We start from the raw sequence: 14,077 nt of genomic DNA, 5'->3' as shown, positions 1-14,077 counted from the left end.
CCCTGCAAGGGTTCCGTCTCACGTTATGCACCCTGCACCGCCATTGGGGCTGCTCGTTCCGCTGCCCGGCACGCCCGCCCCGCCGGGGTCAGCTTTAGCGCTCCGGGATCACAGCAATGCCCTGGATTTCGATCAGGGCCTCTTTCTGCCACAGGCGCGTGACACCGATGCCCGCCATCGCGGGGTACTGCGAGCCTGCCATGTCACGCCAGATGCGCCCGATTTCCCGGCCATTGGCCATGTAGTCGTCCACGTCCGTGAGGTAGATCGTCACGTTGACCAGGTCTTCGGGCTGTCCGCCGGCTTCTCGGAGGGTGGTGATGACGTTGGAGAACGCCTGCGTGAACTGTTCCACGATGCCGCCGGGAACGATGTTCATGTTCTTGTCCAAGGCCGTCTGCCCGCCCAGGAAAACAGTGTTTCCGGCAAGAATGCCGTGCGCGAAACCCGATGGCTTGGGCAGCGATTCCGGGTTGATCGTCTGGTGGCTCATGCTGTTCCTCCTCGTTGTGGCAACTGCAAAAACTTTTGGAAAGCCTCTGTGCAGATCATTTCTGCCGTGCTACGTTGAGCATATGTGACGATCGTAAAAAAGTCGACACATCACAAAGACTCGAAGGGAACCCGCAATGAAACTCGCCACCTTGCGCACGGCCAACGGAGGTACGACGGCGGCGCTCGCCACGGGCGCCGACTCCTACCTCGCGCTGCCCGCCACTGACGTCGGGGCCCTCCTGGCCCAGCCGGAGTGGCGGTTGGTCGTCGAGAAGGCAGCAGAGACTGCAGCGTCCAACGGGCAGGCCGTCATCGCTGCAGCCGACGCCGACCTGGCGCCGCTCCTGCCCCGTGCAGGCAAGGTCATCTGCTGCGGCCTGAACTACGGCGACCACATCCAGGAGATGGGCCGCGAACTTCCTGAGTACCCCACGCTCTTCGCCAAATACGCAGACACCCTGGTCGGAGCAAACGACGCTGTAGAAGTCCACGGCAGCGTCCGCGTCGACTGGGAAGCCGAGCTCGCCGTCGTCGTGGGTTCTGAACTGTTCCGCGCGGACGAAGACCAGGCGAGCGGGGCAATTGCCGGGTATACCGTGGCCAACGATGTCTCCATGCGCGACTGGCAGAGCCGAACCCTTCAGTGGTTCCAGGGGAAGGCTTGGGATGGCAGCACTCCCGTGGGGCCGGTCATGCTGACGGCCGACGAGGCAGGACAGAGCTTCGAGGTCCGCGGCTACGTCAACGGCGAGCTGGTGCAGCAGGGGAACACCAGCACCTTGGTGTTTGGCCCCGCGCAGCTCCTGTCCTATATCTCGCAGTTCACCGTCCTGCGCCCCGGCGACCTCGTCCTGACGGGCACGCCCGGGGGTGTAGGCATGGGAATGAACCCGCCCCGCTACCTCAACGACGGCGATGTCCTCACCACCGAAATCGACGGGATCGGCCGGCTGGAAAACCAGTTCCGGATCCACGTACCAGTCCCGGCAAACGCCTGAACCACACCACCCCGAAGGAGAACCCCATGAGCCAGAGCACCACCGAATACGTCCTCGAAGGCGACAACTCCATCTACGCCCAGGCCGATGGCAAGGTCGTTCCCGTCGTCACCCGCGCCGGTGCGGAGGACACCAACACTGCCCAGTCCGGGGACTGCATCCGCGTCTCCGGCGTGAGCATCCAGCACACCCCAGCAACCAAGATCTGGTTCGGCCAGGTGTCCAACACTCCCGGCTACCGCTCGCTCCCGCACCACCACGGCGAGGCTGAGACCGGCGGCTACGTGCTCCGGGGCCACGGCCGTATCTACTTCGGCGAGAACTACTCGGAGTTCCTCGACATGAAGGCCGGCGACTGGGTTTTTGTCCCGCCCTTCATGCCCCACGTCGAAGCCAACATGTCCGTCACTGAGGAACTCGTCTGGCTGACGGCCCGTACGCCGGAAAACCTGGTGGTCAACCTCGAAGACGTCGCCGACGAAACGCTCGCCGACTACCGCCGGGCCTAAGCCATGATCACTGGAACCCTGACGTCGGAGACGTTCCTCAAGGCCGTTGAGCTCACACCGGCAACGGCCGAGGTTTTTGACGAAGCCTACGAAGCAACCACCCAGTACGTGCCGTGGCCAAAAGCCTATGGTGGAGACATGGTGGCACAGGCTGCGGCCGCAATGATGCGGTCCGTTGATGCCGACAGGACTCTGCACTCGATGCATAGCTATTTCATGCGTCCGGTGGATATCGGTTCCAGTGTCCGCTACGAAGTGGAGCGCCTGCGCGATGGTCGCGGGTACTCCACCCGCACGGTCCGGGGCTTCCAGAACGGCAAGCCCGTCTATGCCGCCATGGGTTCGTTCCAGGTTCCCGAAGAGGGGCCGGACTTCCAACCCGACGCCCCCGCCGCCGTCGAGCCTGAATCGCTGCGGACGGCAGCCGAAGTGCTGGACGGGACTGACGGACCGGCCGCAGAGTACTGGTCCTCTGGCCGCAGTTTCGACATGCGGCATATTCCCGGTCCGGTATATATCGAATTGGAAGGCGGTTCGGTACCGCAGCAAGCGATTTGGGTGAAGGCCTTTGACGCCCTGCCTGACGACGCCGACCTCCACCGCACGGCCTTGGCCTACGTCTGCGACTACACGATTTTGGAGCCTCTGCTCAGGGTCAACGGACTCAACTGGTCCAGCCCGGGACTCGCCACCGCAAGCCTGGACCATTCCATGTGGTTCCACCGCGACGGCCGGGCGGATGACTGGATCCTCTATGCCCAGGAAGCCATATCCGGGCAGAGCAACAGGGGCCTGGCCATGGGCCGCTTCTTCGACCAGCAAGGAAGGCTCCTCGCCACGGTGGCCCAAGAGGGCATGATCCGGGCCGGCGCCTAAACATCTTCCTAACCCCACCAACCAGCAGCTTCAACGACGCACCACTGAAAGGAACGGCCATGAGCATGATGCCATCGGCCCACGTGGACACGTTCACCCGCGACCACCTGCCGCCCGCCGATACCTGGCCTGCGCTTGAATTTACCCTTCCCGAACTCCATTACCCGGAACGGCTTAATGCTGCCGCGGTACTGATCGACGACGCTGTCGAACAGTACGGCGCGGACCGCCCGGCCCTGTGGACCCCTGACGGCTCGGTCTGGACCTACGGTCAGCTCCAGAAGCGCTCCAACCAGGTGGCGCAGGTCCTCACCGAAGACCTCGGAGTTGTTCCCGGCAACCGCGTATTGCTGCGCGGTCCCAACAACCCCTGGATCGTGGCCGCCTGGCTGGGCGTTCTCAAAGCAGGCGCCGTAGTGGTGACCACCATGCCCATGCTGCGCTCCACCGAGGTCTCCACGCTGATCGAACTCACCAAGCCGGCGGTGGCTATTTCTGATCACCGGTTCGTGGATGAGCTGTTGGTTGCGGCCGGGGAAGAGGTCACCGTCCTGACCTACGGTGCCGATAACGGATTCGACGACGACGGCGACCTCGCCTCGCGCTGCGGGCACAAGAGCGGCATGTTCACCCCGGTGGACACAGCCGCTGACGACGTTGCCCTGCTGGGTCCGACGTCGGGCACCACCGGTGTGCCGAAGGTGACCATGCACTTCCACCGGGACATCCTGGCCAATGCGGACACCTTCGCCCGGTACATCCTGCAGCCCACCGCGGATGACGTTTTCGCCGGATCCCCACCGCTTGCCTTCACCTTCGGGCTCGGCGGCCTGGTGGTCTTCCCGCTCCGCTTTGGCGCGTCCTCGCTGTTGACCGAAAAGGCCGGCCCGGTGGAACTGGCCGAGCACGCCTCAAAGGCCGGAGCCACAATCCTCTTTACCGCCCCCACGGCCTACCGGGCCATTCTCAAGGAGAAGCGCGGCGATCTCCTCCGCGGCCTGCGCATCGCTGTCTCGGCGGGCGAACACCTTTCCAAGGAAACCTGGGAAGCCGTCCATGAAGCCACGGGCCTCCGGTTGGTCAACGGAATCGGGGCTACGGAGATGCTGCACGTCTTCATCTCTGCCGCCGGAGACGATATCCGCCCCGGAACCACCGGCCGTGCCGTCCCTGGCTTCAGGGCAACCATCCTTGATGATGACGGCAACGAACTTGGCCCGGGCACCATCGGCCGCCTCGCGGTGATCGGTCCCACCGGTTGCCGCTACCTGGACGATCCCCGGCAGGCGAACTACGTGGTCCGCGGCTGGAACGTCACCGGGGACACGTTCGCCATGGACGCGGACGGGTACTTCACCTACCAGGCCCGCTCGGACAACATGATCGTCTCCTCCGGCTACAACATCGGTGCGCCCGAGGTCGAAACAGCCATCGACCAGCACCCGGATGTGGTGGAGAACGCGGTCATCGGAATTCCCGATGAGGAGCGCGGCAGCATTGTCTGCGCATTCGTTGTCCTGCGCGAAGGCGTCACCGGCGACGCCGCCAAGCGCAAGGAAATCCAGGACTTCGTGAAGCAGACCATCGCCCCGTACAAGTACCCCCGGGACGTCCGCTTCGTCACCGAACTGCCGCGGAACCCCAGCGGCAAACTCCAGCACTTCAAGCTCCGCGACAAAGTCCTCTCAGAGGACGCAACCGGGAACGCGAGCAACACCGAACAACTGACCCCCGCCGGCCAGAGCCAGGCCTGAGAAGGAGCATCACCATGAAAATCGCAATCGTTGGAGGCGGCCCCGGCGGCCTGTACTTCGCAGCACTCATGAAGCAGCTGGACCCGTCGCACGACATCACGCTCTGGGAACGCAACGCTGCCAGCGACACCTTTGGCTTCGGCGTCGTCTTCTCCGATGAGACACTGGGCGGCATCGGCAACGCCGATCCCGTGGTGGCCGAATACATGAGCCGGCGTTTTGCCCGCTGGTCCGATATCGACATCCACTTCCGCGACCAGATGATCACGGTAGGCGGCCAGGGCTTCGCTGCCATGAGCCGCAAGGAACTACTGGAACTGCTGCAGCGCCGGTGCATCGAACTGAACGTGGACGTGCGGTTCAGCACCTTGGCCCCGGCCATCGAGGAACTCGAAGCCAACTACGATCTTGTACTCGCCGCCGATGGAGTCAATTCGCAGATCCGCGCCAAGTACGCCGAATCCTTCAAACCGAACCTGGACCCGCGGTCCAACAAGTTCATGTGGCTTGGCACGGACCAGGTATTTGAAGCCTTCAAGTTCTTCGTGAAGGAGACCGAGTGGGGCGTCATGCAGATCCATGGCTACCCGTACTCCGACGAGGGCTCCACGTTCATCGTGGAAATGCACCAGGACGTGTGGCACGCGGCAGGTTTCGACGAGACCGCCAACGAGGTCTTCCCTCCCGGCGTTTCGGACGAGAAGGCCATCGCCAAAATCCGGGAGATCTTCGCGGAGGAGCTGAACGGCTACGAGGTCCTGACGAACAACTCCAAGTGGATCAACTTCACTACTGTCCGCAACGAGAGCTGGCGCCACAACAACGTTGTGCTGCTGGGCGACGCTGCCCACACCGCTCACTTCTCCATCGGTTCGGGCACCAAGCTGGCCATGGAGGATTCCTTGGCGCTGGCTGCCTGCCTGCACGAGCACGCGGATGTTGAGTCCGCCCTGGCGGCGTACGAGGCCGAGCGACGGCCCGTGGTCGCTTCCACCCAGCGTGCAGCACAGGCATCACTGGAGTGGTTCGAGCGCATCGGCCAGTACAAGGACCAGGACCCCACCCAGTTCGCGTTCAACCTGCTGACCCGCAGCCGCCGCATCACCCAAGAGAACCTTCGCTTGCGTGATCCCGAGTTCGCTGACGCCGTGGACCGCGACTTCGCAGAGTCACAGGGCCTCACCGAGGTTGCGCCTGCCATGTTCCAACCGTTCCGCATAGGCGGGCTGGAGCTCAAGAACCGCATTGTCGTCTCACCGATGGACATGTACTCAGCCACGGACGGCATCCCGGGCGACTTCCACAAGGTGCACCTGGGCTCCAAAGCCCTCGGTGGTGCAGGCCTGGTCATGACCGAAATGGTCTGCGTCTCCGCAGCCGGCCGCATCACCCCGGGCTGCAGCGGCCTGTACACGGACGACCAGCGCGACAGCTGGAAGGAAATCGTGGACTTCGTCCACAGCCGTTCCACCGCCAAGATCGGTGCGCAGTTGGGCCATTCAGGCCGCAAGGGTTCCACCAAGCTCATGTGGGAGGGCATCGACCAGCCGCTCGAGTCCGGCAACTGGACCGCTGTCGGGCCCTCAGCCTTGCCGTACAGCCCGGAGAACCAGACACCCGTGGAGCTGGATCGCGCCGGCATGGATGCCATCAAGGCGGAGTTCGTTGCCTCGACTGTCCGCGCAGAGCAGGCAGGCTTCGACCTCCTGGAAGTCCACGCCGCCCACGGCTACCTGCTGTCCTCCTTCCTTTCGCCGGTGTCCAACAAGCGGACCGACGACTACGGTGGCAGCTTGGAGAACCGGCTGCGGTTCCCCTTGGAAGTGTTCGACGCCGTTCGCGCGGCATGGCCTGCCGGCAAGCCAGTGACGGTGCGCGTCTCCGCCACCGACTGGATCGAGGGTGGCAACACTTCGGACGATTCCGTTGAGATTGCCCGCGCCTTCGTGGCGCACGGTGCCGCCGGACTGGATGTTTCCACCGGGCAGGTCGCCAAGGAAGAGAAGCCCGCCTTCGGCCGCAGCTACCAGACGCCGTTTGCCGACCGCATCCGCCAGGAAGTTGCCGCTCCGGCAGGCGTGGCTGTGATCGCCGTCGGCGCCATCTCCAGCTACGACGACGTAAATTCGATCCTGCTCGCGGGCCGTGCGGACCTTATCGCGCTGGGCCGTACGCACCTCTACGATCCCCAGTGGACCCTGCACGCCGCCGCTGAACAGGAGTACCAAGGCCCGGGTGCCCAGTGGATTCCGCAGTTCCGTGCCGGTCGCCGCAAGCCGCCGAGCTCCCGCACTGATGCCGTTCGTCCGCGCCTGTCCTTGCTGAAGGAAGCGAACATTGAAGAGGCCAACACCCACCTCCGCTGGACTCCCGAGTCAGCCGCCGCATCGGTTTTGGTGAAGTAGCCATGGCCACCGCACCAGTCAACGACTGGAACGTGCCCAAGAAGACCACCGGACTGGTGTTGTTCTGCTGCTGGCTCGCGATCCTCGCCGAAGGGTACGACGTCGGCGTTCTCGGTGCCATCCTGCCGGCCCTTGCCGAGTACAAGGAATGGAACCTCAGCCCTCTCGCCCTGGGTGGCCTTGGATCGTATGCCCTGATCGGCATGCTTATTGGGGCCTTGTTCATTGGGACACTCAGTGACCTGGTGGGTCGCAAGAAGATGCTTCTGGCCTCCATGGTGATCTTCACGCTCACCCAGGCCGGGGCGGCGTGGGCTCCGACGCCTGAACTGTTCGGCATCTTCCGCCTGATTGGTGGCTTGGGAATGGGCGGCGTCATCCCGGTGGCAGCGGCCCTCACCATCGAGTATTCGGCTCCGAACAAGCGGTCCTACAACTACGGCCTTATGTACTCCGGCTATTCGCTGGGGATTGTAGCGGCGGCACTTGCGGCACTGTTCGTCCTCCCCATGGGTGGCTGGCGCGCCGTGATCGCGATCGGCGCTGCTCCGGTAGTGCTGATTCCGATCATCTGGAAGTTCCTTCCTGAGTCACTCGAATATCTGGAGTCCAAGGGACGGCGATCCGAGGCCAAGGCACTGGCCGCCAAGCTGCAGATCGCGAATTACCGGCCCGTGGTCCAGGCGGCACCCGCTGCCCAAGGCACTCCTGTGGACCCATGGTGGAAGACCATCACCACCATGTTCTCCCGCAAGTACCTGAGGTCCACCGTGTTCTTCTGGATCTCCCTCTTCTGCGGACTGGTCCTCGTATACGGCCTGAACACGTGGCTGCCGAGCATCATGAAGAAGGCCGGCTACGACCTCGGTTCTTCACTGACGTTCCTCCTGGTCTTCAGTCTGGCGTCGGCCATCGGCGGCCTGCTCCTGGGCCGCGCTGCGGACAAATACGGCAAGAAGCTCATCCTGGTGGTGTTCTACATCCTGGGCGGACTGGGCATCATGCTCCTCGTCTTCCCGAACACCATGGTGGTCAACCTGCTGTTCGTCGCCTTCGCCGGCGTCGGTTCCATCTCCACGTCGCTGGTCCTCACCGGCTATATCGCCGACTACTACCCGGCCAAGGTTCGCGGCACGGCTACGGGGTGGGCGTTGAGCTTCGCCCGGCTGGGTGCCATTTCCGGGCCGTTGATCGGTGGCTGGATCGCCGGCTCGAAGCTGCCTTTCGAGGCCAACTTCGCGATCTTCGCCGGCATCGCAGTACTTGCGGCAGGCGCTGTGGCGATGATTCCGAAGCCGCAGCCTGAGGTGCCCGTGACCGCCGTCGACGTCGAGGCGGACGACGCCACCGTCAGCGCCCGCTAGGAGTGATCGTGGGCAGGTTTCCGGAGGCGTGCATCGAGCGAACGGTGGAATGGGTGGACACCGACGCCTCCGGACACCAGCACAACTCGGCCATCCTGCGCTGGGTTGAAGCTGCGGAAGCTGAGCTGTTCCGGAAGCTGGAGCTACCGGATTACTTCCCCAGCGCTCCCCGTGTCCAGCAAGTCATCAATTACAAGGCCAAGCTGTGGTTCGGCCAGCGCATCACCGCCACGGTGAAGATCCACGCGCTCGGCCGCACCTCGCTGACCATGGCTTTCGACGTAACGTCCGACGCCGGCGAGGTAGCCGCTTACGGGACGGTCACCACGGTTCACGTCCCCAACGGCACCACCAGGGCGCAGCCTTGGCCGGAGCATCTGGTCCGCGCCGTGAAGGGCGTGCCGGCAGCCGACGTGCCGGTAGCCGAATAGTGCCTTGCCGAAGTGCCCGATCTACGACCCGATGACCTGGCTGACGGCCAGGACGCCGCCACTGGGATCAGCCAGCACGGCGTTTCGAAAGCCCGGGGCATCAGTGGGTGGCATCAACAAAGAGCCGCCCAGCTCAACAACGCGGCGGGCCACAGCGTTTGTGTCCGAAACCTGCACGTTGACGGCCCAGTGGGGCGGAACGCCGGACGCGGGGTCGGCTCCGGTCGCCACGGCAACGACGTCGTCGGGCAGCGTTGGGTGGGTGGCCCGGCGTGTACTTCCGGCTAAGCGCCACAGCCCGATGCCCGCGGGTGCCATCTCCAACCGCCACCCAAAGACGGTTGCGTAGAACCTCTCTGCAGCGGCCATATCCGGGGTATGCAGGGCACTCATTTGCCATGCGCCGGGGGCGTCGAGAACTCCCGCCGCCAGGGGCGCACTCCCGGCGCGTACCCCGAAAGGTGCGCCGCTGGGGTCGGCGAACAAGGCCGTACGCTCACCGTCGCCTCCCTCGACTGGTCCAACCAGCAGGGTTCCCCCGGATTCACCCACGAGGCCGACAGTTGTGTCGAGGTCATCCACGAGGAAGTACGTGGCCCATGCTCCGCGGTCCAGCATTGGCGGGGCCTGCCCCACTCCAGCTACGGGTCGCCCATCGAGCCGGGCCACCCTGTATCCAAGGACAGTGGGGTCATCGAATTCCCAGCCGAAGAGCGGCCCGTAGAACGCGACGGCTGCTTCCAGGTCGGGCTGAAGTGACTCGATCCAACAGGGCTCACCCGGGACGTAGGAAACAGCATGGGTCATGGCGTGGGACCTCCATGGAGTAAGTGGCCGGATGGCGCTCAGCCTACGCCGACCACACACGGTCCCGCACCTATGATGAACTGGACTGGCGCCTGATGGGGGCGCGGAAATGAGGCTCTTTCGATGTTCGCCGTTCCGGCACCCGCGGTGCGCCACCAGCAGCTGCTCGTTACGATCTTCGGCCTTTATGGCCGGAACGCCGGCGATGCCTTGCCGGTCTCCGCGCTGATCTCCATGCTGGGCTCGCTCGGTTACGACGCTCCGGGTGTGAGGTCCTCGGTTTCCAGGCTCAAGGCCAAGGGCGTGCTGAAGAGTGTCCGGGAAGGCGGAATCGCCAAGTACAAGATTTCCGAGTCCATCAGCGATGTGTTCCGTGAAGGTGACCGGCGGATCTTCGCACCGGAACCGCCCGCCCCGGTGGACACGTGGGTGCTGGCTGTCTTCTCGGTGCCGGAATCGATGCGCAACCGCAGGCACCAACTGCGTTCTGCGTTGCTGGCGTTGGGGTTTGGTTCCGTGGCCAACGGCGTGTGGATCGCGCCGGCCCACAAGCTGGAGCAAGCCCGGGAACGGCTCACTGCCGGGGGACTGATCGAGTTTGTGGATCTGTTCCGGAGTGACTACGTTTTCGACGGTCCCATGCGGCCCAAAATCTCGGAATGGTGGGACCTCAAGGAACTCGATGAGCAGTTCACCGAGTTCCTTGAGTTGTATGAAGGTGCGGAGCGGCAATGGACCGAGCGAGTCGGTGACGATCCTGAAAAGGCTCTGGCTGAGTCCACGGCAGAGCTGCGGCGGGACGCTTTCCGCTACTACATTCCGATGCTCACCATGTGGCGCAAGTTCCCGTACCGGGACCCGAACCTGCCCGCCGACTACCTTCCGCCTGAGTGGCACGGACCGGCTGTTCGCCGCACGTTCCAAGCGGTGCACCGCCTGGCCGCACCCCTCGCCGCGGCCCACGCACATGAGATCATCACCGAGGCCTTGAATCCTGCTGCGGCCTGACTCATCGCCCGCAGCCCTACTCGCTGATGCGTGGCGCGTCGATGACGCCGAATACCTCACCCTGGGGCGCCCGCACGACCACCATCCGGCCCATGGCACTTTCCTCCACTGGGCCCAACAGGGTGGCGCCAAGCTCTACTGCCCTGGTGGCCGTACCTTCGACGTAGTCGCTGGCGAACCAGGTCATCCAGTGATTGGGCGCGTCATCGGGAAGAGCGGTGTCGTGGTGCATTCCGCCGACTTCCCGCCCATCCAGCGGCCTGCGCACAGTGGAGTAGACAAGGCCTTCCTCGGTGACGTCCTGGTAGCTGACGTCGAAGACCTCCGAGTAGAAGGAACGGGCCGTGGAGTACTCACGCGTGTGGAGTTCGTTCCAGCAGAGGGCGCCGTGCTCGTTGACGCGTTCAGCCCCGATGTGGGCTCCGGCCTGCCAGACGCCAAAAACCGCGCCGACGCTGTCCAGGGCCAATGCCATGCGGCCTGATTCCATCACATCAAAGGGAGGAGCCAGAAGCTGCCCTCCGGCTGCGCTGATCTTCTTGGCCGTGAGGTCAACATCGTCCGAGGCCAGGTACGTGGTCCAGACGGTGGGCATACCCGCTTCCTGTTTGGGACCTATTCCGGCCACGGCCCGGCCCCTCACGTACGCCAGGGTGTAGTCCCCGGCCTCCTTGCCGCCGGACACGAATTCCCACCCGAACAGTTCTGCGTAGAAGGCCTTAGCTTCGGCAAGGTGGTCAACACCCAGGTCCACCCACATGGGAGTTGCTGCGGGCCAGCTGGAGATTTTGGTGGACATGGGACTCCTCGGATTGGGGCTCTTGGGGCGAAGCTGCTTCCCCAGATGCCCGATGCGCCAAGCATCTGAGGAAGCAGCCACCCATAAAGTGCGCCCTGGACCCGTTTCGTGACACCGTTTTCGCCGCTATTCCGTGGCAGACAGCTGGCAGCAGCCCAAGAATAGGGTGGCGGGCAAGCGCAAGGTGCTTGCCCGCCGTCGTGCGCTGGGGATCAGACCGTGCGCGTGGCCTTGGCGAGGTTCCCGCGGAGTTCATCCGCGTTCTGCCGGATGACGTAGGCGGGGCGGTCCCGTTCGACGCGCCAGCTGTCTTCCAGAGGGCCGATGTTGACGGTGTCGAAGCCGAACTCGTCGTAGAGATTGGTGACGAGTTGGGCGGCTTCCGGGAAGTCGCTGGAGGTGGCCAGGGCGCGTCGGTTGGGCGTGCCGGACGGGGTGCCGTCGGTGGTGATCTCCTTGGCGAAGATGTGGTTGAAGCCCTTTGCCACCTTGGACGTGGGGAGGTGCTTTTGGAGCAGGCCGGAGGTGGTGGCTTCGCCGTTATCCAGCTCGGGAATGCGGCCGTCACGCTCCCAGTAATAGTTGTTGGTGTCGATGACGATCTTGCCCTCGAGCGGCTCCGTGGGAATGCCTTGATAGTTCTTGAGAGGCACGGTCACGACGGCGAAATCGCCCGCCGCTGCTGCCTCGGCCGGCGTTGCGGCCCGGGCCCGCGGCCCAAGTTCCGCGACCAGTTCGCTCAGCGTTTCGGGCCCCCGCGAGTTGCTGATGACGACGTCATAGCCAAGTTCCACCGCTTTGCGGGCGACTTGGCTGCCAATGTGTCCTGCACCGATGATTCCAATTGTTGTCATGTGGGTGCCAACAACAAGTTGCAGACGCCTATTTCCCGCGTTACGCAATATTTCTGAAAGACTTATACTAAGTAGTCTTACTATGCTGGTTGGCATCGAAGACGAGGAGGTAGGGATGGCCGGGCATTTGGAACTGGTTGAAACGCCTGATGGGGATTTTCGGATTCTGATGGTGGACGGCGAGGACGTGTTGATGGGCCTCTCCAAGCGGTTTTCGTCAGTGGATGAGGCTGCTCAGGGAGTAGCTGCCATCAGGGAAGTAGCCGGAACTGGCCTCGTTCGTACCGCTGACGCGGAGCGATACGCTGTCCTGATGCTGGAAGAGCCCGTGATCGACTCAGCGCTCGCAGCGCAGGGCGCACAGGCGCAAGCGAAGGTGGTCAACTGTGGCAGCTGATGCGACGTCAACAAAGAAACGCGGCGTGCTCTTTGATGTGGACGGGACCCTGATTGATTCCAGCTATTTCCACACAATGGCGTGGTGGCAGGCGTTCCGACGGGAAGGGCTGGACGTGGAAATGTCCGCCATCCACCGGCGCGTAGGCATGGGAGGCGACAAGCTCATTCAAAGCCTTGTGCCTGATTGCCCGCGGGACATGCAGGAGGAGCTGAAATCGGCCCACGGGGCTGTCTTCTCAACATTCTGGCCCACGCTGCGGCCCTTCGAATCGGTTCGGGACCTCCTCTCGGCATGCTCCGAGGCAGGCCTGGCTGTGGGCCTGGCATCGTCAGCGCAAAAGCGCGACCTCGAAGTGAGCCGCCACATCCTCGACGCCGGATCCTCCATTGATGCCTGGACCAGCTCCGACGATGCCGAGGAGAGCAAACCGGCGCCGGACATCCTGGTCGCGTGCCTGGAGAAGCTCGGCGTCAGCCCCGAGGATGCCGTTTTTGTTGGTGACGCAGTCTGGGATGTAAAGGCGGGCGCGGCCATCGGCATGCCCGTGATTGCCCTGACCTGCGGCGGGATCAGCGAGGCGGAGCTGCGCGAGGCAGGTGCCGCGGAGGTCTACGACAACGCGCGGCACCTGCTGGAGCACCTGGAAACCAGTATCATCGGCCGGTTGGCGGCGGGGACAGCCAGCGCCTAGCGGGTGAGCTTGGCGGAGTCCGGTTCCTGGTCGCCGATGTGGCCCGGGGCGTTGGCGGCAAGGACGCGCTGCACGAAGGCGCTGTATTCCTCCATGTAGTGCCGCAACAGGCCGGCGGTTCCTTCGTCCTTGACCGAACCGTCGTCGTCGTACGCATCAGCGACGAAGCGGATGTAAGCCTCAGGCGCGTTCAACTGCGGCGCGTCCAGGAAGCTCAATACACTCCGCATGGACGACTGCATCACCGCGGTTCCGATACCGCCCGGTGATGCGCCAATGATTCCGGTGGGCTTCCTGGCGAACGAATTGGTGCCCCACGGGCGCGAACCCCAGTCGATGGCGTTCTTGAGCGCACCCGGGATGGAGCGGTTGTATTCGGGGGAGACGAACAGGATCCCATCCGATGCCGCAATGGAGTCCTTCAATTCCCTGCCGGCCGGGGGGAAATCGGCGTCGTAATCCGAACTGTACAAAGGAAGGTCCTTGATGGCGATCTCATGGAACTCAAGCTCCGGAGGCGCGACGCTGATCAGCGCCTTGGAAAGGACCCTGTTGATGGAATTGCTTGCAAGGCTTCCCACGAAGTAACCGATTTTGAAGGTGTCCATAGTGGCGTTCCTTTCCGACGGCACGGCCGGAACCGGCCCGTCGACGGTGTGGTGGCTGGTTGCCCCCAGCTCCCACCG

At 63.8% G+C, this 14,077-nt stretch carries 15 protein-coding genes; 10 read left to right on the top strand and 5 right to left on the bottom strand.

The features are described 5' to 3' along the window. Positions 1 to 94 precede the first annotated feature (94 nt). Positions 95 to 493: a RidA family protein gene (locus tag J3D46_RS03405; RefSeq protein ID WP_159708016.1), complete on the bottom strand. Its 399-nt coding sequence runs from the start codon at positions 491 to 493 to the stop codon at positions 95 to 97. Between the two features lie 136 nt (positions 494 to 629). Between J3D46_RS03405 and J3D46_RS03400 the strand changes: the two genes are divergently transcribed. The 7 genes from J3D46_RS03400 to J3D46_RS03370 are packed head-to-tail and all read left to right on the top strand — an operon-like array spanning position 630 to position 8,832. Then, positions 630 to 1,493, top strand: coding sequence for a fumarylacetoacetate hydrolase family protein (locus J3D46_RS03400; RefSeq protein ID WP_253465106.1), 864 nt, complete (start codon positions 630 to 632; stop codon positions 1,491 to 1,493). Between the two features lie 26 nt (positions 1,494 to 1,519). Then, positions 1,520 to 2,002, top strand: coding sequence for a cupin domain-containing protein (locus tag J3D46_RS03395; RefSeq protein ID WP_026541145.1), 483 nt, complete (start codon positions 1,520 to 1,522; stop codon positions 2,000 to 2,002). A 3-nt stretch (positions 2,003 to 2,005) separates the two neighbouring features. Further along, positions 2,006 to 2,878 carry an acyl-CoA thioesterase II gene (locus J3D46_RS03390; protein WP_253465103.1) on the top strand — a complete coding sequence of 291 codons (873 nt, stop codon included), beginning with the start codon at positions 2,006 to 2,008 and terminating at the stop codon, positions 2,876 to 2,878. A 59-nt stretch (positions 2,879 to 2,937) separates the two neighbouring features. Next, a complete protein-coding gene (locus J3D46_RS03385) occupies positions 2,938 to 4,632 on the top strand; it encodes an AMP-binding protein (protein ID WP_253465100.1) in 1,695 nt (564 codons plus the stop codon). Positions 4,633 to 4,646: 14 nt separating this feature from the next. After that, a complete protein-coding gene (locus J3D46_RS03380; RefSeq protein ID WP_253465098.1) occupies positions 4,647 to 7,037 on the top strand; it encodes a bifunctional salicylyl-CoA 5-hydroxylase/oxidoreductase in 2,391 nt (796 codons plus the stop codon). Between the two features lie 2 nt (positions 7,038 to 7,039). Continuing rightward, a complete protein-coding gene (locus tag J3D46_RS03375) occupies positions 7,040 to 8,401 on the top strand; it encodes an aromatic acid/H+ symport family MFS transporter (protein WP_253465094.1) in 1,362 nt (453 codons plus the stop codon). A gap of 8 nt (positions 8,402 to 8,409) precedes the next feature. Continuing rightward, the gene (locus tag J3D46_RS03370; protein ID WP_253465092.1) at positions 8,410 to 8,832 is read left to right on the top strand and encodes a thioesterase family protein; all 423 of its coding nucleotides are present in this window, start codon (positions 8,410 to 8,412) and stop codon (positions 8,830 to 8,832) included. Positions 8,833 to 8,853: 21 nt separating this feature from the next. On the opposite strand, the gene J3D46_RS03365 is transcribed toward J3D46_RS03370, so the two are convergent. Beyond that, positions 8,854 to 9,639: a VOC family protein gene (locus tag J3D46_RS03365; RefSeq protein ID WP_253465088.1), complete on the bottom strand. Its 786-nt coding sequence runs from the start codon at positions 9,637 to 9,639 to the stop codon at positions 8,854 to 8,856. A gap of 123 nt (positions 9,640 to 9,762) precedes the next feature. Here J3D46_RS03365 and J3D46_RS03360 point away from each other — a divergent pair, with 123 nt between their 5' ends. Next, the gene (locus J3D46_RS03360; protein ID WP_231340392.1) at positions 9,763 to 10,647 is read left to right on the top strand and encodes a PaaX family transcriptional regulator C-terminal domain-containing protein; all 885 of its coding nucleotides are present in this window, start codon (positions 9,763 to 9,765) and stop codon (positions 10,645 to 10,647) included. A gap of 16 nt (positions 10,648 to 10,663) precedes the next feature. Here the strand turns inward: J3D46_RS03360 and J3D46_RS03355 are convergent, their stop codons facing one another. Continuing rightward, positions 10,664 to 11,446, bottom strand: coding sequence for a VOC family protein (locus J3D46_RS03355; RefSeq protein WP_253465085.1), 783 nt, complete (start codon positions 11,444 to 11,446; stop codon positions 10,664 to 10,666). Positions 11,447 to 11,658: 212 nt separating this feature from the next. Beyond that, positions 11,659 to 12,300: an NADPH-dependent F420 reductase gene (locus J3D46_RS03350; RefSeq protein WP_231340394.1), complete on the bottom strand. Its 642-nt coding sequence runs from the start codon at positions 12,298 to 12,300 to the stop codon at positions 11,659 to 11,661. An 82-nt stretch (positions 12,301 to 12,382) separates the two neighbouring features. Between J3D46_RS03350 and J3D46_RS03345 the strand changes: the two genes are divergently transcribed. Then, positions 12,383 to 12,697, top strand: coding sequence for a hypothetical protein (locus tag J3D46_RS03345; RefSeq protein WP_231340395.1), 315 nt, complete (start codon positions 12,383 to 12,385; stop codon positions 12,695 to 12,697). After that, positions 12,687 to 13,391 (top strand): HAD family hydrolase, encoded by a 705-nt coding sequence (locus J3D46_RS03340; RefSeq protein WP_253465082.1) that lies wholly within the window; start codon positions 12,687 to 12,689, stop codon positions 13,389 to 13,391. The genes J3D46_RS03345 and J3D46_RS03340 overlap by 11 nt, the downstream gene beginning before the upstream one ends. On the opposite strand, the gene J3D46_RS03335 is transcribed toward J3D46_RS03340, so the two are convergent. Further along, positions 13,388 to 13,999, bottom strand: coding sequence for an NADPH-dependent FMN reductase (locus J3D46_RS03335; RefSeq protein ID WP_159708033.1), 612 nt, complete (start codon positions 13,997 to 13,999; stop codon positions 13,388 to 13,390). The two genes, J3D46_RS03340 and J3D46_RS03335, sit on opposite strands and share 4 nt — an antisense overlap. Positions 14,000 to 14,077: the final 78 nt, after the last annotated feature.

This window comes from Paenarthrobacter sp. A20 (genome assembly GCF_024168825.1).
GTDB lineage: Bacteria > Actinomycetota > Actinomycetes > Actinomycetales > Micrococcaceae > Arthrobacter.
This window is presented reverse-complemented; position numbering and strand designations above follow the sequence as displayed.